Genomic DNA, 26,117 nt, shown 5'->3' with positions numbered 1-26,117 from the left:
GGGACGCGAGCGTGTCGACGCGAGGACTACTCGCTCCGCGTCCCGTACCAGCGCCACTCGGTGAGTCGTGGGCGATCGGGCAGTGCGGTGCGTCCGGTCGCCCACAGCAGGTTGTGCCAGGCGTCGCCGCGGACGGTGACGTGAGGGAAGAGCTTCCGCAGGACGCGCAGGCACAACTCCCTCGGCGGCGACCACTGCCGGTTCAGTCCCTGAGCGATGTCGTGGGTGTGCACGAGCGTCTCGACCACGGCCATCGCCGCAAAGCCCTCCGGGTCCGAGGGTCCGAAGACGTGGTAGGAAACGGTGGTCGACGGGGTCGTGCGCAGGACGGACGCCATCAGGCCACCACACGCCTCCAGGACGGTGAGGAGGCCGTCGGGGCCCGCGGCCCGGTCGACGAAGATGACGTTCACCGGTCCACCACTTCGGTCACTGCTCGTCCGGAACGTCACCGCAGGCTTCGCGCCCGGCGCGCCGCAGGAGCAGGCCGATCGCCACGGTCACAGCCATTGACGCGGCTCCAGTCCAGGCCGCTGTGGTGTATCCGGATTCTGCGGGGAAGGCCGTTGTCGTACCGGTATGGGCGGCAGTCACCAGGCCGCCGAGTGCGCTGCCGAGACAGAATCCCACGCTGCGGACGACTTGGTTGAAGCTCATCGCGCTCGAGGTCTCTTCTTTCGGCGTGACGGCGAGGATCTCGGCCGGCATGGCGGCGGAGAAGGTTCCGACGCCCGGGCCGAGCAGCCCCATCACGGCGAAGGCCAAAACACAATTGGCCGCGCGCCACCGCAAAGACAACCCGATGCCTCCGGATGGTTGGGCCCTGCTGGTTCCGCACCTCACGAGCGCGCCGCTCGGTCTGTCGAATACGGCCCACAAACAGGTATGCACGTGAGGCAAGGCGACCCCCACCACCACGATCTGGTACTCCCGCGCAGAGCGCACCTTCATCCGGCTACCGAACTCGGCTGCTCAGCGGCCTGCCGTCCTGGCCCGCGGCTCCGCGATGCTTGACGGCCTGGTCCCCGCCACCATGCTCACGATGGGCCGGCTTCTGCCGGCGCCTGACCGCCCGGCATTCCGCACCGCTTTGCGCTCGTCGAGCTCCATCCCCCCGGGGCGCGCATCATCAAAGGAGGGGAGACCATCGACGAGGAGTGGCGATGAGGTTGTCGTTCCTTGAACCTCTCTACGCGGAGCCGGGCCCGTTCGCCTCCGTGTACCTGGACACCTCCCGAAACGTCGAGCATCCCGAGCAGGCGATCGCGCTGCGCTGGAGGCGGCTGCGCGAAAGTCTGTCCCGGCAGGGCTCGGAGCGGGCGCTGCTCAACGTACTGGAGGAGGTGGTCGGAGCCGACACTGAGGTGCCAGGGGTGCACGGGCAGGCCATCTTCGCCGCCCACGACACGCTCGTCCTGGACGGGGAGCTGCCCAGGCCGCCCGAGCACGACTCCGCGCGCTACAGCACCCTGCCGGACACAATGCCCCTGGTCACCCAGCACCTCCCGGAGATCCCGTACATGGCCGTAGTCGTCCACTACGGCGGCCTTCCGACCGCCGAGACCCACGGCTGGGTAACTCTGGAGGCGCAGACCGGCACCTGGCCCTCGTCCACCGTCACCCCGGGTGAGCGGCTGCACCGCAGGGTCGCGGTGGCTACCTGGCACCGCGTCTCGCTCCGGCTCGGCCACCGGCTGGACGAACGGGCGCGGCGCGCCCATGCCGACGCCGTCGTGGTGGGCGGGGACGAGTGGGCGTGCAACGTACTGATCCGCCGCCTGCCGCACACCCTGCGGGACAAGGTCGTACGCGTGGGCGGCCGGACCCCCACCGACACCGGACGCGCTCTGTTGGAGCCGCAGCTCGACGGCGTCTTCCGCGGTCGCATGGCCGCGCACGACCGGGAACTCGTGGACACCTTCATCGGCCGGCGTGCTCTGGACGGACCCATGACGCACGGGCTGGCCGCCACCGTCGCCGCCCTCCAGCGTGCCCAGGTCGCGGCACTTCTGCTGAACCGACCGCCAGGCTCTTCGCTGCGGCTCTGGGCGGGCCCCCAGCCCACTCAGCTCGCCCTGACCGAGGCAGAGCTGATGACCTTCGGTGTGCGGGCCCCGCGCGAGGAACCGGCCGACGTGGCCCTCGTCCGGGCCCTCGTCGGCACCGGTGCCGAACTGGTCGTCGTGCCGGAGAGCGAGCTGAGACTGTACGAGGGTGTGGGCGCCCTGCTGCGGTACACCGACCTGGGGACCCCGTCCTGACGCCGATGCGCTGCGCCTCCCGGATCACGGGTCGCCCCTTGCAACCGACCGCCCCGGATCGCGCCGCGCGCGGAACATGCCGACACTGGGCTGGAGCGGCAGCGCGGCGTACGAGCGGCGGACGGGGCGCGTGGGCAGGAGCAGGAGCGGCGCGGAGGAGACGGACGTTGCGATCACCTCGCCGAGGACCTGGGCGGTGGGCGTGCCAGCGGTGGCCAACCCGCTGCGGTACTCCTTCGGCTGCCCGGGTTGCGCCCGGCCGGAAACGGACCGCGCTCACCGGCACCGCAACGGGGACTGTGGGAAGGCAGCAAGCACGTGAGTAACGAGGCGACGTCGGGCGGCAAGCACGATCACTCCGCGCGGCTTCTGGAGCGCACCACGAGCGGGGCCACCGGTGCCACCGCCGCGGCGCCGCGGTCCAATGGTTCATGAAGGGAGCCCCGAGGACCTGGTCCGCGCGGCCCTCGCCGTGGGCGTGACCGACGTCCGTCTCCTAGAGGCCGTACGGAGCGTCCCCCGGACGGAATTCGTCCCCGCGGACGAGGTGGCATCCGCGTACCGGGACACGCCCGTTCCGCTCCCCCACGGGCAGGTGACCACCCAGCCCTCGCTGATCGCCATGATGGTCTCTGCTCTCGGCCTCACCGGAGACGAACAAGTCCTGGAGGTCGGGACCGGCTACGGCTGGCAGACCGCGCTGCTGGCTCGCTTGGCCGCGTACGTCGTCAGCGTCGAGCGCTGGCCCGACCTGGTCGACCAGGCCCGCCTGCGGCTGGCCGGGCAGGGCATCGGCAATGCCGACGTCGTACTCGGCGACGGGACCCTCGGCATGCCGACCCGTGCCCCGTACGACGCCGTCATCGTCTGCGCGGCCTTCCCGCGAGTGCCTGAGCCGCTCGTGGATCAGCTCCGCACCGGTGGCCGGCTCGTCCAGCCGATCGGGCAGGGCGGGCTGGAGCGCGTCGAGCTGTACGAGCGGCGGGCCCACAACCTGGTGCACCGCAGGATGGTCACCGCGGCCCGGTTCGTCCGGCTGTACGGCGCCCAGGGCTAAGACCAGCTGTGACGCGCTCAGCGCTGATAGGTCCCGACCAGGGTGCCGGAGGCCAGCTCCCTGCCCTTCAGGGCACGGTGCACGTCCTCGACGCCCGGGTGATCGTGCAGCGGCAGCGGCTCGGACAGGGCGTACAGGCGGAAGACATAGCGATGCGGCCCGTGCCCCGGTGGAGGCATCGGCCCTCCCCAGCCCACGCGGCCGAAGTCGTTGGGCCACGGCAGACCCGCCTGGGGCTTCTGGCCCTCCGCCGCCCCCGTGGTCTCCGGATCGATGCCGGTCACCAGCCAGTGCAGGAAGGTCGTCCCCGGCGCGTCCGGGTCCTCGCACAGGAGCACCAGCTCTGTGGCCTCGTGCGGCACCCCCGACCAGGTCAGGGGTGGTGAGATGTTCTCGCCCTCCCCGCTGTACCGACGAGGGATCACCGATTCGTCGTCGAAGGCGGTGCTGCTGAGTTCAATTCCGCTCATGCGCGCCGCCATACCCGCAACGGCGGCACCGCCACCGGTCCACACCCCCAAAACCCCCGCTCGGCCGAGTCCACCCGCCCCCCGGAAGCGGGGGTGAAGATGGCAGTGTGCCCACAAGGATCCTGCTCAAGGGTCGCCTGGCGCGGGCAAGACGACCGCCCTGCGTCGGCTGGCCGCGCTGCTGCCTACCCACTCGGCCACCGGCTTCACCACGGAGGAGATCCGGCAATCCGGCGCCCGCGTCGGTTTCGCCCTGGAGACCCTGGCTGGCGGACGGGAAGTGCTCGCCCATGTTGACCTGCCCGGTCCGCCACGGGTAGGGAGATACGGCGTCGACCCTGGTGTCATGGATCGACTGGCGCTGCCGTCGCTTCGGTCGACAGCAACAGGGCGGCTGGTGCTCATCGACGAGCTGGGGCGGATGGAACTTGGCGTGCACGGCGTTCCGGCACGCGGTCGAGGCGCTGTTCGTCACCGAGGTCGACGTCGTCGCCACGGTCCACACGCAACGCGATCCGTTCACCGACGCCCTCAAGCGGCGCGCCGACATCGAGGTCGTCCACCTCACTCCGGCAAACCGGGACGTCCTGCCGGGGAAGCTCGCGGCCCGGCTGCAGCAGGCCCGAACGCACGGAGGGCCTCCGACTCACGGATGAGAGGCCGGCCTCTGACGCGTAAATAGCAGCAGGTCAGCATGGGTGTGGGCATGACTTGGCGCCCGGTGGTCGTTGGAGGCTGCCAGGCGTTCGGTTCGGGGAGGGTCAGGCCGCGGTCTCCAGCGGGTTGAGGGTGACGGTGTAGCCGAGTTGGTTGAGCTGGTTGATCGCGCGGCGGGTGGCCCGTTCGGGGTCGCGCTGGGTGAAATAGGTGCCGCGAACCGGGTGCCGAGGGCGGCGACGAGTTCTTGGGACGCCAGCCATTCCTGTGGCCGTCCGAGACGCTGAGCCTCACCGGGGTTGAGGAGGAACCGCCAGGTTTGCCTGCCTGCGCGCTCCACCCAGGCGACAGCGGAGCGGCAGGCAGGTCTGGAGGTACCCGGGCTGCATCTCCTCGTCGAGGAATCGCTCCACGTAGTCCCGCTCCTCCTGGGATGCAGCCGCCAGCTCGTCGGCATAGCGCTCGCGTGCCTGCGCGGGCGTCAGCCCGCTCCGGCAGGACCGGGAGATCCGGGTGAGGAGGACCGCTCGCCGGAAGCGCTTCAGGTCGTGTGCGGCGACTTCCTCCAACAAGGCCGGTTCGACGTGCCATGGCATGGTGCCGAGCAGGTGCTCGCGCACCACGCGATCGGCGGCGGGGTTCCGCGCGGACCAGGTCAGCAGACGGAGGTGATGCCCGCTCTGCGCCTGGAGGATGCCGGACCACATGCTGTCCCATGCATCGGATGCGGCACGGTGGCGCTCCATCCACTCCTCGACGTCCTCTTAGCCGTCATGCTTGTCCGGCCCGAACGGGAGGCAGTCGAGGGCTGCGGTGAACACGTCCTCGTGCAGGCCGTGTTCACCGAGTACGAGCTGGGCAGGTGTCGGTGCGGTCAGCAGTTCGGGGGTGATACTCAGGCGCGTTGCCGAGCGGCGGTGGAGCTCAGCGACAACGGCGCGGATGAGCGCTGCCCCTCCCTCCCTCCAGCCGAGCACACCGAGTCACGCCTCAGTGCACTCCCGCAAATACCGCGCCCGGTAGGCGTCCGGGCAGGCGGCGTGTGACAGGGCGACACGAGGACGTCGACGGCCAGAGAGACGACCCGGCGCACGTCCTCGCCATCGACGGTGGTGTCCTCGCAGCCCATGCACAAGATCGCAACAACGGCGGACGGTGGAACCTGATCCGTCCGACGGCTCGTCCTGAGAGGCAATGCCGAGCAGAGGGGAAGCCGTGGTGCAGTGGGATCGGCCGGCCTGGAAACGGGGGCGTGTGCTCGCCGGGCTCGCCGTCGTGACGGCCGGGCTGGTGGCCTTCCACCGGGCCGTGCCCAACTCCGTGGGGCACCTGGGCAGTCTGCTGGAGCAGTTCCTGCCGTGGCTCGGCCTGGTGGTCGTGGTGCTGCTGCGCCGTTCCGCGATCGCGTTGGTGACCCTGCTCCTGCCGGTGGCGGCATGGACGTACCTCTGCGGCGGGCTGCTGTTGCCGGGGGCGGCACGCGCGCACACGACCTGGTCGTGGTACAGCACAACGTCAGTGATGAGAACGCCGACCCGGCGGGTACCGCCCGCTCCCTGGCCGACGCCGATCCCGCTCTCATCGCGCTGGAGGAGCCGGTCCCGGCGGCGCTGCCGGTCTACGAGAAGACGCTGGCCCCGCAGTACCCCTACCACGCGGTCCGGGGCACGGTCGGACTCTGGTCGCAGCATCCGCTGACCGGGTCCCGGGCGGTGGACATCAAACCCCGCGGGATCACGGAGAGTTGGCAGCGCGGGTTGCGAGCCGTGGCGCACACTCCACAGGGCGAGATCACGGTGTACGTCGCTCACCTGCCGTCGGTCCGCGTCGGGGCGAGCGGTCTCGGATCCACGTGGCGCGACGAGAGCGCGGGCAAGTTGGGCCGGGTGGTCGTTGCCGAGAAGGTGAAGCCGGTGATCCTCATGGGCGACCTCAACAGCACGCGATCGTGGGTTGGCCCCGCTGACCTCACGCTTGAGCGCGGCGCGACGCGGCTTCGCGTTCAGCTTCCCCGCCGCGTTCCCGGTGGCCCGGATCGACCAGGTGATGGCCCGCTCGGCGACCTTCACCCATATCCGTACGCTGCCCGAGACCGGCAGCGACCATCTGCCCGTGGCCGCCCGGATCGCGCCCGGCCAGGGATGAAAGTGTGCGGCCGCCAGCGCGAGTCGGTGGCAGCCGCACAGGGTCTCAGGACAGTTGGCCGGCCAGCGGTCCCAGTACGGGGATCCACTCCCTGACCGAGACGTCACTGACGAGCCCGTTCAGGCGGAACGGATCCTTCTCCGTGGCAGCCAGCGCCGACTGCTTGTCGGCGGCGCGGAACAGGAGCAGCGCGCCGGGCGCGTACTCCTCGGCGAAGGGGCCCGAGACGAGGTTGATCCCCTGCTCGATGAGCACGCCGAGGAAGTCCCGGTGGGCGGGCGGACGGCGTCGCGGGCCGCGGAGTCGTCGGTGTAGGCGTAGGTCACGGCTTGAAGTGCTCTCCTCCCTTCGCAAGCTCAGGAAGGAGATTCCCACCTACCTTGCGGCGGCGGGCTTGGCGCCACGGGTGCGCCTGACGACTGCCCTCCCGGCAGCCGGGATCGCCACGAGGCCGATCCTGTACAGGTGCAAGATGTTCCGTGCTGCGTTCCAGTCGGCGTTGCCGGACCAGCCGCAGTCTGGGTTCTTGCACACGAACGTGGCCTGGCCCTCCCGGCTGCCCGCTGTGGTCAACCCACAGGCTGAACAACGCAGGGAGGTACCGGGCGCGGGAACCTTGTGCAGGGTGCCGCCACAACGGCCGGTCTTGTACGTCAGCATCGTCACGGTACGGCCCCATGCCTCCTGACTGATGGAGCGGTTCAGGCCGGACTTCTGCGCGACGTTCTTCCCGGGTTCCTCGACGGTGCCCTTCGCGGACTTGACCATGCTCGTGATGTTGAGCTATTCCACCACGACCGTGCCGTACTGCCTGGCGATGCTGGTCGTGGTCTTGTGCTGCCAGTCAACGGCCCGGCGCGTGGCTTTTGCGCGGAGCTGCTTGATCTGGTCGTAGGTGCGGTTCAGCCGGTTGGAGATGCGCTCCTTCGGCTTGCGGAAGGACTTGCGGTGCGCGGCCCGTTGTTCACGGCGGAGCAGCTTGGTCTTTTCCTCCGGGTTCAGCCACTTGTCCCGGTCGGCGGTGCCATCCGAAAGCCGGGCGGGCCGTCCGTGATCCTGATGGTTGCCATCGGACAGGGCCAGGGGAAGATTGACCCCGGCGTCGATGCCGATCTCAGGGCCGGCGTGCGGCTCAGGCTTAGATTCCAGAGTCTGGACGCGGAAGGCGATGTGCCATCCGAGTCCGTCTTTGACCAACCGCGCCCCGGTGATCCGATTCTCCCTGTCGGCGAGCTTGCCGACCGGGAGATCCTTGGTCCAGCGGAACCGGACCCGACCGACCTTGGGAATGTTGACCATGCCCCAACGGCGGTGCACCCGCTTGATCTGCAGATCGCGATCCTGCGGAATGTCCACCGACATCACCGTGCGCAAACGGACCTTGAAGTTCGGCGCCTCCGCACGACCGTCCCAGCAGTGCTTCCACGCCTGGACATACGTCTTCAGCACCGCCTGCCCGGCCTGGGCGGGGAGCACTCCGAGCCAGTCGATCTCCCTACGGGCCTGGCGGATCGCCGCATCGGCCGCGGCCAGGGAACGCTTGTCCTTGGATTAGACGGCGCGGCCGTCTGGGGCATGGAGCCATCCCGGCCACGTGCTGTACGGCAGCGACTGGCCGTTCGCCGCGCAGAACACCGGCACCTACTGCATCCAATTCCTCGAGAGCTACCCGGACTTCGCCCCGGGCGCAGGCGCAGGCCATCAACCGGGGCAGGGCCGAGACCTTCTTCCTCCGCGTTGCCCGCACACCTGCGGAGCGGGTCGACTGGTGCCCTGCGGGCAACGTTGTTGTCCGTGGTGGTTCAGCCGACGTGCAGGGGCAGTGACGTCAGGCCTCTGAGCAGGGTGCTGCTGCGCCACGTGAGGGTGGCCGGGTCCGTGGCGAACGCGAGGGTGGGACGGTCGTGGAGGAGTCGGCGCAGGGCGATGGTGGCTTCGGCGCGGGCCAGGGGCGCGCCCAGGCAGTGGTGGAGGCCGTGACCGAAGCCGAGGTGGCTGTGGGGCGCGCGGTGTATGTCGAACCGGTCCGGGTCTGGGAAGTGCAGTGGGTCCCGGGACGCGGCGGCAAGGGAGATGAGTACGGCGTCGCCCGCAGGGATGTGTGTTCCGGCGATGTCGAGCGGTTCGGCGGCGAAGCGGAACGCGCTTGCGTGTACGGGTGAGTTGTAGCGCAGCGATTCCTCGATGGTCGCGCCGGTCAGCTCGGGTTCGGCCTTGAGCAGGTCGAGCTGGTCGGGGTGGGTGAGCAGTGCGTGGAGTGTGCCGGAGATGAGGTTGACGGTGGTTTCGTGGCCCGCGACGAGGAGGAGGAAGGCCATGCCGAGGAGTTCTTCGCGGGTCGGAGGGGCGTCGCCGGTCGTGGTGTCGGCGGTGGCGAGGATGCTGAGCAGGGCGGAGTCCGGTGTGCGACGTTTGCGTTCCGTCAACTCGGCGAGGTAGGTGGTCAGTTCGGTGGCCGGCGAGGTCGCGCGCTCTGGGTTCTCCGGCATGACCAGCGCGTTGGACCAGGCGTGGAAGGCAGCTCGGTCGGATGCGGGGATGCCCAGGAGGTCGCAGATCACGGTGACCGGCAGGGGCAGTGCGTAGGCGCTGACCAGGTCGACGGTCCCGTGGTGCGGGAGTTCGGCGAGCAGGTCGGCGGCTGTGGCTTCGATCCGCGGGCGCAGGGCGGTGATGCGGCCCGGGGTGAAGTGGCCTGCGACCAGGCGGCGGAGGCGGGTGTGCTGGGGTGGGTCGGTCTGGAGCATGTTGCGTCCGATGGCATGTCCGCCGTCGTCGTGCCAGGAGGAGGAGTGCCGGATGTCGTTGCGCAGGCGCGGGTCGGTCAACGCGGCGCGTGCCGCGTCACGTGTGACGACCAGCCACGTCTCCCCGCTCTCGGGGACGAGGACGCGGTGCACGGGACCCCTGGCCCGTAGGGCCGCGTAGACGGGGTAGGGGTCCGCGGCCACGTCGTGCCCGTCAGGGGCCAGGTCGTTGAGGGTGGGTGGCTGAGTGCTCATTCCCATTTCCGTCACACCTTCCAGAGACGGGACACCGCGTCTGCGAGCGCCGTGGCCTGGGCATGGCCGGCGCGCGCGGCGCCGGGCCTGGGCGTATCCGCGGCCATGTCGCGTCCCATGGCGCGGCGGGAGGTACGGTCCGGGGACACCAGCAGGATGTCGGCCCCCGCGGCCGCGAGTTCGGCCGCCTGTTGCTGGGCGCTCGGGTGCGGGCCCGGCGCCGAGGTCAACGGAGCGATGGCCAGGACGCGGCGGTAGCCGCGGGCGAGATGGATGTTGGCGGTGGCGCGGCTGCCGCCGTCGATCCAGCGACGCCCGGCGGCCGACGCCGGAGGCCAGACAATGGGGACGGCACAACTGGCCGCGACCGCCTCGGCGAGGGTGACCTGTCCGGCGGCGTCGAACGCCTCCAGGGATCCTGTGTGCGCGTCGATCGCCGTGATCCGCAGATCCGTGTTCCCGGGCCAGGCGGTGGCGTCCCGCAGCAAAGCGGCGATGGTGGGACGGACGTCGGCCTCGGGTGCTGTGCGAGCGGCAAGGGCGGCTCGTCCCAGCCGTTGTACGGACCGCTGCGAGTCACGGGAGCCGAGTGCCGCCCAGAGAAAACGCAGGGTCTGGGCGGTGGTGACCGGCAGGTCGATGCGATCGGCTCGGGCCAGCTGCCGCTCGTACATTGCGCGAGCGGATTCGCCGCAGGCCAAGCGTGCACCAAAGATCGCGCCCGCCGACGTGCCGATGACCACGTCCGCACTCAGGAGATCGATTCCCGCGTCGGCGAGACCGGCCAGCACTCCCGTCATCCAGGCCCCGCCCACGGGCCCGCCACCGCCCAGCACCAGCGCCGTGCCGTCTCTGTCGCCCTTGCCGCTGATCTCGCTCTTGTTGCTCACGTCGCTCATGTCGCAACCCCTCGAAACCGTAAACGGGGAGTACTCCCCACTTCTCGTATCGACGTTAGCATCAGTACTGGGGAGCACTCCCCGGTACCGTGAAGGGCAATGAAGATGGCAGACAGCGCGGACCGCCCGGACGGAACCGCGGACACCGGCAGCGGCAGCGGAGCTGGCGGCGGCAAGGACAGTTCGGGCGCCGGCGCACCCGTCCGCCGCCGAGACGCGCGGCGCAATAGAGACCTGCTGCTCGAAGCCGCCCACGAGGTGTTCACCGAACTGGGCCTCAACGCGCCGCTGGACGTGATCGCCCGTCGCGCCGGCGTGGGAAACGCCACCCTGTACCGGCACTTCCCCCACCGTGCCGCACTCGTCGACGCGGCCTTCCGCGACCAGCTGACCGGCACCATGGACGCCGGCGACCGCGCCCGGGACGTCGACGATGGCTGGACAGGGCTGACCGGCTACCTCCAGGCCGTCTTCACCGTCCTGGCCACCGACCGCGGGACGAACGACCTCATGACCACCCACCTCGAGGGCGTCGAGTCACTGGAGGCCGTCCACGCCCACAACCACCGCACCGTGGAACTCCTCCTCGAACGCGGTCGCCACCAGGGCACCATCCGCCCCGACGTCACCACCGAGGACGTGCTCTTCGCCCTGGCCGCACTCGGCCGCGCGGTCCCCGCGCTCACCACGGCGACCGCCCCCGACGCGTGGCGTCGGCCCCTCGCGCTCCTCTGCGACAGCTTCCGCGCCGCACCGACGTCGCCCCCGCTCCCCTCCCCCGCGCTCACGCCCGAGCAACTCGACGACACGTTGCACCACTTCAACCGCTGAGGGCCGAACGCGTCCGCCATGACCGTCCGCGAAGGCGCTCCGCGTCCGCCGCCGGAAGTCCTCAGAAGTCCAAAGGTGGCACACCGGCCGCGCGCCACGGATACGGTCATCAGGTGGAACAGGACGAACGGCTACTTCACAGCTCGTCGTTCGGTGCAGCGGCGACCGCGTACGCCGAGCACCGCCCGGACTATGCGCAGGCCGCGGCGCGCTGGGCGCTCGAGCCCGCGCCCGGCCTTCGAGTGCTCGACCTCGGCGCGGGAACCGGCAAGCTGACCGCCACGCTCGTCGAGCTGGGCGCCGAGGTCATCGCGGTCGAGCCCGACCCGGCGATGCTGACGGAGCTGCGCCGAACGCTGCCGACCGTCCGCGCCCTGCCGGGCAGCGCCGAGGCGCTACCGCTGCCTGACGCGTCCGTCGACGCCGTCGTGGCCGGCAATGCCATGCACTGGTTCGACATGGACGTCGCGGGACCCGAGATGGCCAGGGTCCTCGCACCCGGTGGCGTGCTCGCCGGCTTGTGGAACGTCTTCGACAACCGGGTCGACTGGGTTGCCGGACTCGAGCGGATCAGCGGGAGCGCGGCCATCGGCCCGCGGGACACGCTCAGCAGTTGGCGCGCCCGGACGGCCGACATGCACCTTCCCGGCGTCGGCTTGGCGGCCCGGTTCGGCTCGCCGGAGCAGACCGAGTTCCCGCACGGGCAGCGCCGGACCGCCGACTCCCTCGTCGCGACATTCGCGACCAAGGCGGGGATGCTGGTCATGCCGGAACAGGAACGAGAGGCCGCGCTCGACCCGATCCGCGCCTTCCTCGCAAGTACGCCGGAGACCGCCCGAGGCGAGTTCACCCTCCCGATGCTGACCGGCGTGCTGCGCGTCCGACGACTGTGAAAGTCATCAACTCCGCGACGGGCACGCCGTTCCCGCGCCCGGCTGCTCCGCGACGACGGTTCGAGCACCGGTTCTGTCCGATCGTGTGAACTGGTGTGCGTGCCGGGTTTGTTGGGACGTAGGTTATGCGGTGGAAACAGTTCACGCCTCGGTTGGAAGACGGACGGTAACCATGACGGACCACGCGACGACGCCCGGAGCTGCGGCTCACCAGAAGATCGACACGTCGGTTCCGCATTCGGCCCGGATCTGGAACTACTGGCTGGGCGGTAAGGACAACTACCCCGTCGACGAGGAGGCGGGTGACGCGTACAGCGCGCTGTTCCCCGGCATCTCCACCATCGCCCGCAGCAGCCGCGCCTTCCTCCGCCGCAACATCTCGTACCTGGTCACCCAGGCGGGCATCCGCCAGTTCCTGGACATCGGCACCGGCCTGCCGACCGGGGACAACACCCACGAGGTCGCCCAGCGGATCGCCCCCGAGACCAAGATCGTGTACGTCGACCACGACCCGATGGTCCTCGCGCACGCCCGCGCGCTGCTCACCTCGACCCCCGAGGGGGCGACCGCCTACGTCGACGCGAACCTGGCCGACCCCGACCGCATCCTCGCGGCGGCCGCCGAGACGCTGGACTTCACCCGCCCCACGGCTCTGATCCTCAGCAACATCCTGGGCCACATGGGCGACTACGAGCAGGCGCGGACCATCGTCAAGCGGCTGATGGACGGACTGCCGTCGGGCAGCTACCTCTCCATCAACGACGGGTCGCGCGGCATCGACGCCGGCTTCGAGCAGGCCCAGGACGGCTACAACAGCTCGGGCGCCGTCCCCTACTTCCTGCGTCCGGTCGACGAGATCACGGCGTTCTTCGACGGCCTCGAACTCCTGGAACCCGGCGTGGTCTCGGTGCCGTTCTGGCGCCCGGAACCCGACTCCCCGGCCCCGCAGCTCATCGCCGAGCACGGCGGCCTGGCCCGCAAGCCGTGATGGGTAACTCCCGTTCCGCGGAAGGGAGTTACTGACCAAGCACTCCCGGAGGCCGAGGCCGGCCGCCGTCGCCGGGGGCGGATCGGGCTACGCGTCCGGATCGTCGTTCCGCCACCGCGGGCCGACGCCGAGTCTGCGCCGGCCGGAGTCCGTCGGCTCCGCATCGTCGGCGGAGGACGGCTCGGGGTCGAAAGGCTGTGGGGCGGCACCTGCTCGCTCCGCGGCCGTGCGGCCTCGTGCGGCGCGCGCGGGCTCAGTGGCCTCGTCGAGGCTCGGTCCGGTGCCCAAGGGGCGGCGGGAATGGCTCACGCGGCAAAGTCTCGCAGGTCACCGAGGCAGGTTGCACCACGCACAGCGCCTCATCACAACGCCCTCACGACAGCGCTGTCACGACAGCGCAGACGGTCTCTTCGGTGGCGGGACCTTGGGCAGCGGTTCCCACAGCGGTCGCGATCCGGCTGCCCACGTCGCCAAGGTGCGTCGATCGACCAGGCACACCCCCCACCTCCGACGTACTGAGCGCCCCCGCAGCCGTCACGGCCCATCAGATCCCGTACCGCGTACTCGAAGTCACGATGGTGCGGGGAGTCCAGCTGAGGCAGCGCCTACCGGAGACCCTGGCTGCGTACACGCGCGACAGACCGCCCTTGCACCCACCCCCGCCACCAGGTGAGGCGGGAACCACGCAATGTGACATGGAGTCATCCGGCCCCCGCCGAATGGCGTAAGTGCGATGGCAGGAGGAAGGGAAACGACCCTAAATTTCCGCCATGGCTCGATTCGTAGGCTTTTACCCCTGTATTACCAAATCAGTTGTCGCCTCCTTCGCCGGTGCGGCTATCGCGGTCGGCCCGGTCGGCGGCGTCGCGGCCGCGGTGCCCCGCTCCGACGGTGTGAGCAATGAGATCCAGACCGCGCCGGGGACGCCGGACGCACCGGAGGTCTCCGCCCTGTCCTGGACGGTCACCGACGTCGGCACCGGCAAGCTGCTGGGCGCCAAGGAGCCGCACCTTCGCCTGGCGCCGGCCAGCACCCTCAAGACGCTGTTCGCGCTGGCTCTGCTGCCGCAGCTGCCCGCCACCACAGAACACACGGCCGTCACCGCCGACATCGACGACGTAGCTCCCGGCAGCAGTCTCGTCGGCGTGCACGAAGGCACCAGCTACACCGTCGGCGACCTGTGGCGCGGTGTCTTCCTCAGCTCCGGCAACGACGCGGTGCACACACTCGCCAGACTGAACGGCGGAATGGATCGCACGCTCGCGCGGATGCAGGCCACCGCGGACCGGCTCGGCGCGCACGACACCTCGGTGCGCTCCGCCGACGGGTTCGACACTCCAGGGCAGTACTCATCCGCGTACGACCTGTCGCTGTTCGCGAAGGCAGGGTTGCAGAACCCGGACTTCCGTCGCTACTGCGGGACGAAGTCGGCCCAGTTCCCGGCCGCGGGCGGCCCCGACTCCTTCGGCATCCAGAACACCAACCGCCTCCTGGTCGGGTCCCACGGCGTGGAGCCCTATCCGGGGCTGATCGGCGTGAAGAACGGATACACGTCCGAGGCCGGCAACACACTCGTCGCCGCCGCGACCCGGCACAACCGAACGATCCTGATCACCATCATGAATCCGCAGGACAACGCGGCCAACGCCGTCTACGAAGAGAGCCGCGAACTCCTGGACTGGGGCTTCGACGCCGCTCCACAGGCCGTGGCGGCAGGGCAGCTGCGAGGGTCGGCCCCGCCCACCGCGCCACGTCACTCCGAGGCGGCCCACCACGGTGCCGGCGCCGCGCAGGCATCCACGTCCGGGAACGGGTCGTCCGGCCTCGCCCGCCATCTGGAAGCGGCCGTCGCCCTGCTCAGCCTCGCCTGTGTGCCCTTCATCCTCAAGGCTGTCCGGCGCAGGCGCAGGCGCTCCACCAGGTGACGGTCCACGCGCGCACCAGGGCCCGGCGCCTGACAGGCGACCCTCCGCGATTCCGCGCAGAATAAGGAGGTGGGGCCACGCCCGGCGCAGCCGTGAACCGGCGCGCCCACGGTTGCCGAGGGCGTACGGGCCAGGAGGTTTCATGGATCGCCCTTCCGAACCGAGCGGCGTGCCCGATACACAAAGTGATCCCGAGGCCGCCGCCCACGTCGCCCTGGCGGTCAACGGCATGGGCACCTTCTCGTGGGACGTGGACGCGGGACTGATCAACTATGACGACGGGGGCCTGGCCGTCATGGGGTTCCGTCCCGGCGAGTTCGACGGCCGCCTGGCCACCCTGGGTGAGCGAATAGTGCCCAGCGAGGTGCCGGCCATCGAGGACCTGGTGGAGAGGGCGCTGCGGGAGCGCTCCGGATTCAGCCTCTACTTCCGGGTGCGGCACCCCGACGGGCGACTGCAGTGGACACACACGCAAGGTCACATCGTCCGGGACGAGCACAACCGTCCGGTGCGGGTCATCGGGATCATCCGGGACGCCAGCCAGGAGCTGCGGGCGGTGGACCAGACCGAGCTGCTGCGGCAGGCCCGGGAGGAGCGCCACCGTCCGTCCGACGTCGTCGTCCACGTCAGCGACGCCCTCGTGCCGACCGTCACCGTGGAGGACGTCGCGGAGGCCCTCACCGACTCGCGGCTGATGGAGCGGATCGGCGCCTCCAGCGTCCTCCTCGGCCTGATCGACAACGGCCGCATGGAGCTGGTGGGCTCCAACGGCGTCCACGAGGGCCTCATCCAGGACTTTCACCTGGCACGTCTGAGTGAGCCGCTGCCGCTGACGGAGGCGGCTCGCACCCGCGAGGCCGTGTTCGTGACGAACAGGCTGGACTTCATCGCCCGCTTTCCGGCGCTGACGCCGTACATGGCGCACTTCCCGGACGCCGCGGCGGCGGTGTATCTGCCGCTGATCGCGCAGGACACCCCGATCGGTGCCGTCGGGCTCACGTACGAGGGGCGGGCCAGCTTCCCGCCGGAGGAGCGGACCGTACTGACGGCGCTCGGCAAGGTCATCGCGCAGTCGCTCCAGAGGGCGCTGCTCTACGACCAGGAGCACGAGCTCGCCGCGGGGCTGCAGACGGCGATGCTTCCCGGGATCCTGCCGCACGTGCCCGGCGTGGACCTCGCGACCCGTTACCGGCCCACGCGGGCCCGGGGCGGCATCGGCGGCGACTGGTACGACGCGCTGACGCTGCCCGACGGCCGGATCGCGGTCGTCGTCGGCGACGTGCAGGGCCACGATGTGACGGCCGCCGCCGTGATGGGGCAGCTGCGCATCGCTCTGCGCGCGTACGCCGCCGAGGGGCATCCGCCGTCCACGGCCATGGCGCGCGCGTCCGCCTTCCTCGCCGAACTCGACACCGACCGGTTCGCCACCTGTCTCATGGCCCTCGTCGATCCGCTCACGGGGATGACGTCGGTGGTGCGCGCGGGCCATCCGGAGCCCGTGCTGCGCGGCCCGGACGGAAGCTGCACCTGGCTCGACATCCCTGGTGGCCTGCCCCTCGGTCTCAACGCGCCGGGTGGCCAGCCCGCGTACCCGGTCTTCGAGACCGTCGTCGAACCCGGCTCGACTCTGGTGCTGTGCACGGACGGGCTCATCGAGTCGCGCGCCGAGGACATCGACCAGGGGCGTGAGCGGCTCCTCGACGCGCTGGGCGCCGGGCCGGGGCCGCCCGACGCCCTCGCCGACCATCTGCTGGACACCATGGCCACCTACACCGGCGAGGAGGACGACGTGGCTCTCCTGGTGCTGCATCGGTCCCGGGGGAAGGCGTCCCCGGCACCGCGTATGGAGGCGGTCATCTCCCCCAGCGATCCCGACGCCCTGCGCAACGCGCGGATCGCGTTGCGCGAGGCGCTGCACAGCTGGTCGCTGGAGGCTCTCAGTGACACGGCGGAACTCCTCGCCTGCGAACTCGCCACCAACGCCCTGGTGCACACCGACGGCAGCGCCACACTGACGGCCAGACCGGTACGGCACAGTGGCCGGGGCCTGCGTCTGGCCGTCAGCGACACGTCGACGGCGTCGCCCCGGCGCCGGGCCGCCCCGGAAAGGGCCACCTCCGGACGCGGCATGATGCTCATCGAGGAGCTCGCCACCGCCTGGGGCATCGAACCCCGCGGCAACGGCAAGACGGTGTGGTGCGAGCTGTCCCTCGATCTGGTCTAGCCACGGACTTGACGAGCCTTACGAGCTTTCTCCCATGCTCAACTCCGGTGTGGGGCGGCTGAATCCGCGGGTGAGCCAGAGCAGGTGGGCGCCTCCCGCGGCGAGCCAGCACAGTCCGATGGTGAGGGCGACCGCGCTGAGCTGGGTCATCAGGTAGATGGTGACGCAGGCGCCGAGCGCCGGCGCGACGACGTAGCCAAGTACCTTCACGCCGCCCTCGCCGCGGTGGCGGACGAAGTAGACGACGACACAGGCGTTGACCGCGGTGAAGGCGAGGAACGCCCCGAAGTTGATGAACGACGTCGCGGTCGCGAGGGAGATGTCGAGGCCGAGCACACACATGGCGCCGGTGAGCAGGATGCAGAGCACCGGGGTCCTGGTCCTCGGGTGCAGCGCCCCGAAGAACCGCTTGGGCAGCACGCCGTCACGGCCCATGGTGTAGAGCAGGCGGCTGGAGCTGAGCTGTACGGCGAGGCCCGAGGCGAACCCGCCGACGATGCCGGCCATGTTGGTCCAGTCGGCGAACGTCTGGCCGCCGACCTCGATGGACATCGCGTACGAGACGACCTCCGGGTCCTCGAACACGCCGCCCGGGTGCACCAGTTGCATGACGTAGGCCACGGCGGCGAAGAGGAGTCCGCCGATCGCGATGACGAGGACGACGGCCCGCGGGATGGTGCGCCGCGCGTCGCGGGTCTCTTCGGAGAGCGTGGTCACCGCGTCGAATCCCAGGTAGGAGTAGGCCGCGATGGCGGCGGCCGCCGAGATGCCGCCGAGGCTGCTCCCGCTGTTCCACAGCGGCTGTGTGTAGGACTTCGGGGCGTGGTGTCCGAGGTGGACCAGGCAGTACGCGACGAAGAGCAGCACGATGAACACGGCCAGGCCGGTCAGGAGCTTGTTGACGCGGTCGGTCAGGGTGAGCCCGATGATGTTGACGAGCGTGGTCAGGCCGGCGTTGAGGAGCATCCACACCCAGACCGGGATACCGGGGAACTGCGCGTTCAGGTAGATCGACTGGACGAGCCAGGCGACCATCGGCAGGAACAGGTAGTCGAGCAGCACGGCCCAGCCGACGAGGAAGCCGACCGGTGAGCCGAACAGGTTCCTGGTGTAGACGTACGCCGAGCCGGACGTCGGGTAGTGGCGGGCCATCTTCGCGTAGCTTCAGCGCGGTGAGGAACATGGCGCCGGTGGCGACGAGGAGCGCGGTCGGCGCGGCGCCCGAGCTGGCCGCGGAGATCACGCCGAAGATCACCATGACCATGCTGGGCGCCATGTAGGCGAGGCCGAAGGTGACCACCGACGTCAGCGACAGTTTCGGGGTGAGGCTCACGGAGGTGTCACTCATCGCCGGGCTCCTCGGAATCGCCGGACTCCTCGGCGGGGCGCGCGAAGACCGTGTGTCCGGTGGGGCGCAGATCGTTCGGGGTTTCGCGGGAGACGGCGGGCCGCCAGGTGGCGGGGTCGATGCGGCCGTTGTAGAGCGGCAGCTCCAGCGGGGTGTCACCGGCGGTGAAGTGGTCCCACGGCCAGGAGTCACCACAGGTCCCGTACTTCCGCGCAGCCGCGACTCGGTCGAAGTCGACGACGCTGGTCAGCGTGACGTGCTCCATACCGGCGGCGGCGACCTGGACGTGTCCCTCGGGGGCCACCAGGAGGCTGCGGCCGTGGGCCGTGGGGCCCGCGCCGTTCACACTGGCCACCCAGACCTGGTTGACGATCGCGTTGGCCTGGTTGATCGGGATTTCCTGGGCGCGTCCGGCGGTCGACGTCTGGACCACGTTGATCACCAGCTCGGCGCCCATCCACGCGAGGTGGCGGGTGAGCTCGGGGTACCAGCTGTCGTAGCAGATCGAGAGGCCGACGCGGCCGTGTCCGGGTATGTCGAAGACGACGAAGTCCCGGCCGACGCACACCGGTTCGTAGGGGCGCCAGGTGAAGATCTTCCGGTAGCTCGCGACGAGTTCGCCGTCCGGGTCGTAGACCACGGCGGTGTTGTAGACGCTGCCGTCCGCGGCGCGTTCGAGGACCGTCCCGGGGACGAGCCAGATCCCCAGCTCACGGGCCAGGACTCCCAGCGCCTTCCCGCGCGGGCCGTCCAGCGGCTCCGCGTGGGCGTCGTACAGCTCCTCGGCGGACATCGAGTCCGTGCCCAGCGAGTAGAGATGCGCCTCGGGATAGACGACGAGGTCGGCCGCATTGGGCGACTTCATGCGCAGCCGCAGGCCCTCGGCGAACTGCTCGAAGGATTCCGCTGGTGCCTGGACGAGGGCAAGACGTAGGTGGCGGCTCATGGGGTTCCTGACTCTGGTGGACGGACCGGCACGACCGCTCGACGGCCTGCCGATCGGTGTGACGGGGACACCGAACCCGATGCGCAACGACGTTGTCAACGGTGTTGTCAGTTCTGCTGACGAACCTTGGTAAAGTTCCGCCATGGCGAAGAACACCGCGACCGCGGCCCCGACCGAGCGGTCCGGGGGCGACGCCGCCCGGCAGCCCACGCGGCGGGAGCGCAGGACCCTGCGGCAGGAGGCGGCGGTGAACGCCGCGTTCACGCTCGCCGAGCGGGAGGGTGTCGCCGGCCTGACGATGCGCAGGCTCGGCCAGGAGCTCGACGTCGATGCGGCCGTGCTCTACCGGCTGTTCCGTGACAAGGACGAGCTGCTCCTCGCCGTGTGCGAGCGCACCATCGAGACCATCCTCGGCGAGATCGGCGAGGTGCCCGGCGACGAGCCCTGGCAGGACACGCTGCGCCGGATCGCCGAGGCCACCTGGCAGGTGCAGACGCGCTTCCCGGCGATCACCGTGCTGACCTTCGCGCGCACCACGGGAGGGCCGTGCGAGGCCCGGCTGGTCGAGCTGCAGCTCGCCACGTTCACGCGCTCGGGGCTCGCCCCCGCCGCGGCCGTCCTGTATTACAGGACCTTCGTCGACACCGCCCTCGGACTCTGCGCCCACTCCGCGGCGCTCAGCTCACTGGACCCCGAGGTGCGGGAGAAGGACGCCACCGCGTGGACGCGGGTCTACGCGCATCTGCCCGCGGACGAGTACCCGGCCACCCGGGCCCACATCGACCAGCTCAGCTCCGTCAGCCAGAAGGCCCTGTACGACACTGCGGTGGAAGCGGTCATCGCCGCGATCGAGCGGGCCGCCGACGGCAGTTGACGCAACGCCCGAGTCCGCGGCCCGAGTCCGCGCGTCGAGCACCGCTAAGAGCTATCACGTAATGCCGGTGGGAACGTGCCCCGCTGCGGAGAGTGCCCCGTTTACCGGATGTCGAGCTTGAGGTTGTGGAGTGCGGCAACGCCGGCGACGGCGTGATTGATCGCGTCGCGGCGGCGTCGGCACTGACGCAGGATCTGGTGGTCTTTGAGTCGGGCGATGGTGTGCTCGGCGACGGCCCGGCGTTTGCGGAACCGGTGGTAGATGCGGTCTTTGATGATGCGGCCGTCGGGGCCGCGGCGGGGTGTTCGGATGCGGTCGCATCCTCGGTAGCCGCCGTCGCCGGACAGGCGGGGATGGTCGGGCAGCGTTTTCGCAAGGGTTTCGCGGAAGACGACGATGTCGTTGCGGTTGCCCGGCCACGCGTCTCCGACGGCGACAACCCTCCGGTCCCGGGCCCGGCAGACGACCTGTACGTTGACGCTGCGCCGGTAGTTTTTGCTCTTCGCGGTGCGCCGCTGGTCGTGGACGGGGATCAGTGTGCCATCGACAACCCACAACTCCCGCCGGTCGGTTGGCGGCGGCCCGAGAAGCTGCGCGAGCGGTTCGGCGAGCCTGGTAATGACGCGGTGGGCAGCGGCGTGGGAAATGCCGAACAGGAAGCCGAGCTGCTGCATGGTGAGATTGGTCCTGTAGGAGAGGACGACCAGCAGGACCCGGTCGGCGAACGGGAGCGCCCAGGGCCGGCCACGACCAGTGTCCGGTGCGATGTCCCACAACTGCCCGACGAGATGCTGCATTTGTGGTCCGGTCAAGCCGGTCCAGGCGTGGAGGTCGGCCGAGGTGCAACGGGCGAGACGCAGGCGCATGCAGGGAGCATAGAGCCCGAAGTCCGGCCGCAGCACGGTGCGTTGTCAGTGGGGTCTTGTAGCTTTGGCGTTGGTTGCCGCACCAGCCCGCGGTGCGGACAAGTCACGCCGTCCGGCATGAGCAAAAAAAGGGGGAGGTGGGTCAGCAGTGAGCAGAGAACTGGGTGCGCCCGTGCCCGCCTCCGATGTACCGGCTTCCGACGCTTCTCCTGCTCGCCGGTTTAGGGGGAAGAACAAGAGCAAGCGGTGGACGCGGGGGAAGGACACCGAACTTGCGGTGATCCGCCTGCCGCTCGACGTCCACGACCCCGGAACCCGGCACCGGACCGAGGACCTGTACTCGGCGATGTGGTCCGTCAAGCGGGCACTGCAGCGCGATGCGCGGGACGCCATCGACGCGTACTGGGCCGGCGATGTGCGCCGGGCTACGGACGCGCAGGCGTGGCGTCTGGAGCTGGGCCTGTCCCGGGAGGGGATGGAGCGCCGCGCCTACCGCCACATGGAAAACTCCCGCCACCTCGCCCATCACGTCACCAAAGCGCTGGTGATGCACCAGGCAGACGAGGTGTTCGAGACGTCGGCGAGCCGGCATCTGTTCGCGGACTCCTCCGGCCGCAGGTTCGGCCGGCCGAAGGTCGGCCGGTGGTGGGATTACACCCGAATTCCCGGCCGCGCCCGCTCCCACACCGCCGAGCGGAAATGGGAGACGTTCCGCCTGCACGGCACGCTTGCTGGGCACCTGGAGGCCTACCGGCACCGTGGCCTTGACCGTACGGTCACGACTCCCGAGCAGGCCGCTCTGCTTCCTCCCGATGTGCGGGTCCTCGAGCAGCCGCGGCAGCTGCCTACACCCGTGCGGCCCACGGGACGTGTTGAGACGGGTGAGGTAACACCGAAGGGCACCCCGAAGAAGCGGGCAGCAACCTGGTGGGATCACACCGGGCCGCTGGCCGTCGTCTTCACAGGCGGCGCCGACTCGAGTCGCGGCGACCTGGTCCTTCCCGTCCGCTTGCCGTCCGGCTCCGGACGCTGGCCATACCTGCTGCACTTCCTGAACAACCCCGAGACCTGGCACAAGATCGACCTCGTGCGGCGCCGGGATACCTCCGCGCCGGGCGGGTGGGCGTACGAAGCCCACCTGATGGTCCTCTGCGGCAGCTATGCGTCACCGGCGACGAAGGCCCGCCGCCAGGCGGCGGCCGCACTCGAGCGGCGCGGCGGGGTCGACGGCAACGTCTCCAACCTCTCGATTGTCTCCTTCCCGGCCACCTTCGACCCCGCCGACGGCGACGTCGAAGCCACCCGCATCGAGCCGTCCGACGAGGAACTCGCAGCCCTGGCGAAAACCCGGCAGAAGGAACGCGGCCGCAAGAGGGCACTCGACCGCTCTCGCCGAGCGGCCAACCCCGGCCAGTACCGGCCGTCGAAACGCCAGCAGGCCCGGGCCGAACGGCGCCAGACCGTAGGCCTGCCCGCACGGGCCGTCGACATGCCCCGCGGTGCGAGGTCGGCAAACAAGGCCGGGGTGCCGAGGCAGGCGTATCGGCGCGACCGCCTGTCGGCCGGCTACCGCCTCAACCGGGCACGGCTCGCCGAAGCCGCCGCAACCGCGGCCGCCGCCAAAGACCACCGCGCGAGGTGGATAGCCGCAGACATCATCGCCGACCACGGCGCCAACCTCGTCGTAGAGGACTGCGACATCCGCACCTGGTACCGCCGGTGGGGCAAAGCCCTCCAGGCCACAACGCCCGGCAGGCTCGTAGCTGCCATCAGCCGGGAGTGTGAGAAGACCGGCGGGCGGATGCTCCGCGCATCCACCTTCACCACCAAACTCTCCCAGACATGCTTCTGCGGCGAGAAGGTCACCAAGACTCTCTCCGACCGCATCCATGTCTGCATCTCGTGCGGGCTCGTCGGCGACCGGGATATGGTCTCCGGCGCTCTCGGCGCCCACGTTGGCCTCACCGACCCGGACGACCCCAGCACGGCGCGCCTGGACATAGTCCAGGCGCGCCATACACAGCTTTTGTTTCATGAAGGGCTGCAAGAGGCCCTGTCCAGTCAACCGCAGCGCGGTGCCCGCCCCACCCGGGGCCGCACCCACGCGGCAGCCCAGAAGCCGGACACCTCCGGCTGTGGGCCTCTGCTCGACGAAATGCCACCACCTGGTACCGGACAAACCCCGAATGAGACCCGACCCGCAGTCAAGCGGCACAAGGCCCACGTCGGAGCAGCCGGCTGCACGGACAGCACGCCACCCCGGCGCGCCAGTTCCGTGCAGACACCGGGCGGACATCACAGCACTACGTGATGACTCTTAGCGCAGCGTGATGTACGGCTCGAAGGCGTCCAGCAGCAGCTCGCGCATGCGTGCCGCGTCCATGTCGCCCGTACCCGCGAGGACCTGGATGGCCATGCCGTCGACCATGCTGGTGAAGCGGCTGGCCATGGCCCCCGCGTCCGCGCCCTGCGCCATCCCCTCCTGCTGGCAGGTCCGCAGCAGGTCGAGGACGATCTCGCGCCAGCGGACGTGGACACCCTTCTGGCCTTCCCTGAGGGTCGGGTCGAGGATGGCCTCGTTCCACGACTGCACCCACACCGACCACTCGTCGGCGTCCTCGTCGGTCGTCGTCAGCTGCACCTCGATCAGCCGGCGCAGCTTCTCGACGGTGGTGTCGGCCGTCCTGAACTCCTCTTCGAGGCGCGCGTGGAAGCGGTCGGCGTATAAGACGAGGGCGGCCCGCAGCGCGTCGTCCTTCGTCGGGAAGTGGTAGTGGACGGTGCCGGTGCTGGTCCCGCACGCGCGGGCGATGTCGGCGACCCGTACCTTGTGGAACCCGCGGCGGGCGATGAGGCGGGCGGTGGCTTCGAGGATCTGGGCGCGGCGGAGGTCGGCGTCCACGGCGTCGGCGCGGCGGCGGGCCGGCTGCCCGCCGTCCGCTCCCCCGCGCGCGACGGGTGGCTTTCCCGCCCCGGTCCGCAGATACCGCTGCGACACCTTGCCGACCTGCGCGATCGCGGCGACCTCGTGGTCCTGGAGACGGCGGTTGCCGCGCAGGGCCTTGGACAGCGCGGTGGGATCCATGCCCACACGGTCGGCGAACTCGCGCTGGCTGATGGGCGCCGAAAGCACCACGAGCCGCGCCCGGTCCGTGAGGGTCGCGGTGTCGTCCGCGATGTCCTCCGCCCCGCCTTGGATCGACGTCATTGCGCTGGGTCCGTTCAGCCTTCCGCTTGCGATGAGAGTGCCGACACGACCTCGTCGGCCGCTCGCTGGCCCGACGAAATGGCACCGTCGATGTAGCCGTTCCACACACTAGCCGTCTCGGTTCCGGCCCAGTGCACGGTCCGGGTGGGTTCCCGCCAGCCGCGACGCCCGTATCCCGTCCAGCCGCCGGGAGTTACGTACGCCTCGTAGCCGCCCCGCGCGAAAGTGTCCCGCGACCAGATCTTCTCCGTGTAGTCGAGCGGACGTGTCGCGCGCTCCCCGACGACGGTGGTGAAGCTCTCCAGTACGGCCGCGCGGCGGCGGGCGTCGTCGAGGTCGCTCCAGTCGGTGACGCGGTCGCCGTACACGAAGCCGACGAGCACGCCCTGGGAGGCGTCGTCCGGCGAATTGTCGAACACGACGCCGACCGGCCCGTCGTCGTAGAGCGTGGCGACGCCCGAGAGTCCGGCGGCCCGCCAGAACGGGGCGTCGTACACGGCGTGGACCTTGGCGACGCGTCCCATCGGGCTGTGGGACAGCCAGCCGTCCCTGCTGACGGGGAGCCCCGGGGTGAAGCGGATGGTGCGGGCCGCCTGGGGCGGCAGCGCGACGATCGCCCTGCGGGCCTCGAACACGGTGGACGCCGTCCTCACGCGGACGCCGCCCTCGTCGTACTCGATCGACTGCACCTGCTCGCCGAGCCGGACGCGCCGGCCGAGCAGGCCGGCGACGGCGCGGGCCGGCCCCGCCGCGCCGGTGACGAAGCGGCTGTCCTGGGCGCAGTCCCGCGTCTCCATGAGCTGCTCGTACCCGCCGGCGGCGGCGATGTAGAACAGCACGTGGAACAGGGAGATCTCGTACGGCTCCGCGCACCACAGGCCCTGCACGGCGAGTGTCAGGCGGCGCCGGGCGTCCGGGTCGTCGGTCTGCGCACGGAAGAACGACTCGGCCGTCTGGGCGTCCCACTTTGCGAATCGGGGTGTGCGCCAGGGCTGTTGGGTGTCCACGGTCCGGGCGAGCTCGTCGAGGACTTCGCTGACGCGGGTGTACTCCGCGATGCCGGGGCCGTCGGCCGGTGCCGCGCCGAGGTAGGGGACGGTGCCGCCGTCGTGCCACACCTCGACGTGCTTGCCCGTCTCCCAGGTCGGGAAGGTGGCGCAGCCGAAGCGGTCGGCGAGGGCGAGCAGATGTGTCTGGGTCGGGCCGACCCACTGGCCGCCGTGATCGAGCGTCACGTCGCCGGCCCGGATCTCGGTGAGCACGCGGCCGCCCACCCGGTCGGCGGCTTCGACGAGCGTGAAGTCGACACCCGCGTCGTGGAGTCGAAGAGCTGCGGCCAGTCCCGCGTAGCCGCCACCCACGACGACCACCTCGGATTCGACCAGGTCCATTTCGGTCTGTTCCCACATGGCCGCAGAGCATGTCGCAAGACTGATCAACCAGTCAATCGTTGCGATGAATCTGTCCGGAAACCTTGACACGCCCTCCACCGACAGCATCATTGACCCACGCATCAATCTTGC

Annotated in this window: 27 protein-coding genes and 3 pseudogenes; 12 read left to right on the top strand and 18 right to left on the bottom strand. The window is 70.2% G+C overall.

Going from position 1 to position 26,117, the window contains the following annotated elements; translation table 11 throughout:
* Positions 1-26 precede the first annotated feature (26 nt).
* Entirely contained in the window at positions 27-413 is a 387-nt protein-coding gene (locus OG456_RS36970; RefSeq protein ID WP_266568819.1) for a hypothetical protein, read from the bottom strand.
* A gap of 16 nt (positions 414-429) precedes the next feature.
* The gene (locus OG456_RS36965; RefSeq protein WP_266568817.1) at positions 430-951 is read right to left on the bottom strand and encodes a hypothetical protein; all 522 of its coding nucleotides are present in this window, start codon (positions 949-951) and stop codon (positions 430-432) included.
* 212 nt (positions 952-1,163) lie between these two features.
* Here OG456_RS36965 and OG456_RS36960 point away from each other — a divergent pair, with 212 nt between their 5' ends.
* Entirely contained in the window at positions 1,164-2,261 is a 1,098-nt protein-coding gene (locus tag OG456_RS36960; RefSeq protein ID WP_266568815.1) for a hypothetical protein, read from the top strand.
* Between the two features lie 24 nt (positions 2,262-2,285).
* Here the strand turns inward: OG456_RS36960 and OG456_RS36955 are convergent, their stop codons facing one another.
* Positions 2,286-2,480: a hypothetical protein gene (locus OG456_RS36955; RefSeq protein WP_266568813.1), complete on the bottom strand. Its 195-nt coding sequence runs from the start codon at positions 2,478-2,480 to the stop codon at positions 2,286-2,288.
* 205 nt (positions 2,481-2,685) lie between these two features.
* Between OG456_RS36955 and OG456_RS36950 the strand changes: the two genes are divergently transcribed.
* Positions 2,686-3,318, top strand: a complete 633-nt coding sequence (locus OG456_RS36950) for a protein-L-isoaspartate(D-aspartate) O-methyltransferase (protein ID WP_266568810.1) — start codon at positions 2,686-2,688, stop codon at positions 3,316-3,318.
* A 17-nt stretch (positions 3,319-3,335) separates the two neighbouring features.
* On the opposite strand, the gene OG456_RS36945 is transcribed toward OG456_RS36950, so the two are convergent.
* Positions 3,336-3,788, bottom strand: coding sequence for a YbhB/YbcL family Raf kinase inhibitor-like protein (locus OG456_RS36945; RefSeq protein ID WP_266568808.1), 453 nt, complete (start codon positions 3,786-3,788; stop codon positions 3,336-3,338).
* 160 nt (positions 3,789-3,948) lie between these two features.
* Between OG456_RS36945 and OG456_RS36940 the strand changes: the two are divergent.
* Positions 3,949-4,167: pseudogene (locus OG456_RS36940) on the top strand (nucleoside-triphosphatase); the annotation flags it as partial.
* A gap of 49 nt (positions 4,168-4,216) precedes the next feature.
* Positions 4,217-4,444 (top strand): nucleoside-triphosphatase, encoded by a 228-nt coding sequence (locus tag OG456_RS36935; RefSeq protein ID WP_266568806.1) that lies wholly within the window; start codon positions 4,217-4,219, stop codon positions 4,442-4,444.
* A gap of 105 nt (positions 4,445-4,549) precedes the next feature.
* On the opposite strand, the gene OG456_RS36930 is transcribed toward OG456_RS36935, so the two are convergent.
* Genes OG456_RS36930 through OG456_RS36920 form a run of 3 tightly spaced genes read right to left on the bottom strand, consistent with a single transcriptional unit; the run spans position 4,550 to position 5,422 of the window.
* Entirely contained in the window at positions 4,550-4,708 is a 159-nt protein-coding gene (locus OG456_RS36930) for a hypothetical protein (RefSeq protein WP_266568804.1), read from the bottom strand.
* 27 nt (positions 4,709-4,735) lie between these two features.
* Complete coding sequence (locus OG456_RS36925) at positions 4,736-5,191, bottom strand: hypothetical protein (protein WP_266568802.1); 456 nt, start codon at positions 5,189-5,191, stop codon at positions 4,736-4,738.
* Positions 5,192-5,209: 18 nt separating this feature from the next.
* Positions 5,210-5,422: a hypothetical protein gene (locus OG456_RS36920; RefSeq protein WP_266568800.1), complete on the bottom strand. Its 213-nt coding sequence runs from the start codon at positions 5,420-5,422 to the stop codon at positions 5,210-5,212.
* A 459-nt stretch (positions 5,423-5,881) separates the two neighbouring features.
* Here OG456_RS36920 and OG456_RS36915 point away from each other — a divergent pair, with 459 nt between their 5' ends.
* Positions 5,882-6,685: an endonuclease/exonuclease/phosphatase family protein gene (locus tag OG456_RS36915; protein ID WP_353963579.1), complete on the top strand. Its 804-nt coding sequence runs from the start codon at positions 5,882-5,884 to the stop codon at positions 6,683-6,685.
* On the opposite strand, the gene OG456_RS36910 is transcribed toward OG456_RS36915, so the two are convergent.
* The 4 genes and pseudogenes from OG456_RS36910 to OG456_RS36895 form a co-directional block, all read right to left on the bottom strand.
* Positions 6,636-6,845, bottom strand: a complete 210-nt coding sequence (locus tag OG456_RS36910) for a YciI family protein (protein WP_266568798.1) — start codon at positions 6,843-6,845, stop codon at positions 6,636-6,638. The genes OG456_RS36915 and OG456_RS36910 overlap by 50 nt on opposite strands.
* A gap of 120 nt (positions 6,846-6,965) precedes the next feature.
* Positions 6,966-7,889 (bottom strand): annotated as a pseudogene (locus OG456_RS36905) (RNA-guided endonuclease InsQ/TnpB family protein).
* Positions 7,890-8,392: 503 nt separating this feature from the next.
* The gene (locus OG456_RS36900; protein ID WP_266568796.1) at positions 8,393-9,592 is read right to left on the bottom strand and encodes a cytochrome P450; all 1,200 of its coding nucleotides are present in this window, start codon (positions 9,590-9,592) and stop codon (positions 8,393-8,395) included.
* Between the two features lie 11 nt (positions 9,593-9,603).
* Positions 9,604-10,491, bottom strand: coding sequence for a patatin-like phospholipase family protein (locus OG456_RS36895; RefSeq protein WP_266568794.1), 888 nt, complete (start codon positions 10,489-10,491; stop codon positions 9,604-9,606).
* Positions 10,492-10,596: 105 nt separating this feature from the next.
* Here OG456_RS36895 and OG456_RS36890 point away from each other — a divergent pair, with 105 nt between their 5' ends.
* From OG456_RS36890 to OG456_RS36880, 3 genes are all read left to right on the top strand, one after another.
* Complete coding sequence (locus OG456_RS36890) at positions 10,597-11,322, top strand: TetR/AcrR family transcriptional regulator (RefSeq protein ID WP_266569550.1); 726 nt, start codon at positions 10,597-10,599, stop codon at positions 11,320-11,322.
* Between the two features lie 113 nt (positions 11,323-11,435).
* Positions 11,436-12,215, top strand: coding sequence for a class I SAM-dependent methyltransferase (locus tag OG456_RS36885; protein ID WP_266568792.1), 780 nt, complete (start codon positions 11,436-11,438; stop codon positions 12,213-12,215).
* 172 nt (positions 12,216-12,387) lie between these two features.
* Positions 12,388-13,203 carry an SAM-dependent methyltransferase gene (locus tag OG456_RS36880; protein WP_266568790.1) on the top strand — a complete coding sequence of 272 codons (816 nt, stop codon included), beginning with the start codon at positions 12,388-12,390 and terminating at the stop codon, positions 13,201-13,203.
* 87 nt (positions 13,204-13,290) lie between these two features.
* Here OG456_RS36880 and OG456_RS36875 read toward each other — a convergent pair whose 3' ends face one another.
* Positions 13,291-13,512 carry a hypothetical protein gene (locus tag OG456_RS36875; protein ID WP_266568788.1) on the bottom strand — a complete coding sequence of 74 codons (222 nt, stop codon included), beginning with the start codon at positions 13,510-13,512 and terminating at the stop codon, positions 13,291-13,293.
* 78 nt (positions 13,513-13,590) lie between these two features.
* Positions 13,591-13,835: pseudogene (locus OG456_RS36870) on the bottom strand (hypothetical protein); the annotation flags it as partial.
* A gap of 138 nt (positions 13,836-13,973) precedes the next feature.
* Between OG456_RS36870 and OG456_RS36865 the strand changes: the two are divergent.
* The gene (locus tag OG456_RS36865) at positions 13,974-15,128 is read left to right on the top strand and encodes a D-alanyl-D-alanine carboxypeptidase family protein (protein WP_266568786.1); all 1,155 of its coding nucleotides are present in this window, start codon (positions 13,974-13,976) and stop codon (positions 15,126-15,128) included.
* A gap of 142 nt (positions 15,129-15,270) precedes the next feature.
* Positions 15,271-17,352 (top strand): SpoIIE family protein phosphatase, encoded by a 2,082-nt coding sequence (locus OG456_RS36860; protein WP_266568784.1) that lies wholly within the window; start codon positions 15,271-15,273, stop codon positions 17,350-17,352.
* 18 nt (positions 17,353-17,370) lie between these two features.
* On the opposite strand, the gene OG456_RS36855 is transcribed toward OG456_RS36860, so the two are convergent.
* Together OG456_RS36855 and OG456_RS36850 are read right to left on the bottom strand one after the other, a co-directional pair.
* Complete coding sequence (locus tag OG456_RS36855; RefSeq protein ID WP_323136384.1) at positions 17,371-18,504, bottom strand: APC family permease; 1,134 nt, start codon at positions 18,502-18,504, stop codon at positions 17,371-17,373.
* Between the two features lie 188 nt (positions 18,505-18,692).
* Entirely contained in the window at positions 18,693-19,646 is a 954-nt protein-coding gene (locus tag OG456_RS36850) for a carbon-nitrogen hydrolase family protein (protein WP_266568782.1), read from the bottom strand.
* A gap of 142 nt (positions 19,647-19,788) precedes the next feature.
* Between OG456_RS36850 and OG456_RS36845 the strand changes: the two genes are divergently transcribed.
* Positions 19,789-20,520, top strand: coding sequence for a TetR/AcrR family transcriptional regulator (locus OG456_RS36845; RefSeq protein WP_266568780.1), 732 nt, complete (start codon positions 19,789-19,791; stop codon positions 20,518-20,520).
* Between the two features lie 101 nt (positions 20,521-20,621).
* On the opposite strand, the gene OG456_RS36840 is transcribed toward OG456_RS36845, so the two are convergent.
* Positions 20,622-21,386 (bottom strand): transposase, encoded by a 765-nt coding sequence (locus OG456_RS36840; RefSeq protein ID WP_266568778.1) that lies wholly within the window; start codon positions 21,384-21,386, stop codon positions 20,622-20,624.
* Between the two features lie 148 nt (positions 21,387-21,534).
* Between OG456_RS36840 and OG456_RS36835 the strand changes: the two genes are divergently transcribed.
* Positions 21,535-23,697, top strand: a complete 2,163-nt coding sequence (locus OG456_RS36835; RefSeq protein WP_266568776.1) for a transposase — start codon at positions 21,535-21,537, stop codon at positions 23,695-23,697.
* Positions 23,698-23,703: 6 nt separating this feature from the next.
* Here the strand turns inward: OG456_RS36835 and OG456_RS36830 are convergent, their stop codons facing one another.
* Both OG456_RS36830 and OG456_RS36825 read right to left on the bottom strand, forming a co-directional pair.
* Positions 23,704-24,594: a TetR/AcrR family transcriptional regulator gene (locus tag OG456_RS36830; protein WP_266568774.1), complete on the bottom strand. Its 891-nt coding sequence runs from the start codon at positions 24,592-24,594 to the stop codon at positions 23,704-23,706.
* A 14-nt stretch (positions 24,595-24,608) separates the two neighbouring features.
* Positions 24,609-26,003 carry an FAD-dependent oxidoreductase gene (locus tag OG456_RS36825; protein ID WP_266568772.1) on the bottom strand — a complete coding sequence of 465 codons (1,395 nt, stop codon included), beginning with the start codon at positions 26,001-26,003 and terminating at the stop codon, positions 24,609-24,611.
* Between the last annotated feature and the right edge of the window lie 114 nt (positions 26,004-26,117).

It is taken from the genome of Streptomyces sp. NBC_01446 (assembly GCF_026340095.1).
GTDB lineage: Bacteria > Actinomycetota > Actinomycetes > Streptomycetales > Streptomycetaceae > Streptomyces > Streptomyces aureus.
Note: the sequence above shows the minus strand (reverse complement) of the source record. Positions and strands in the feature narration are given on the sequence as shown.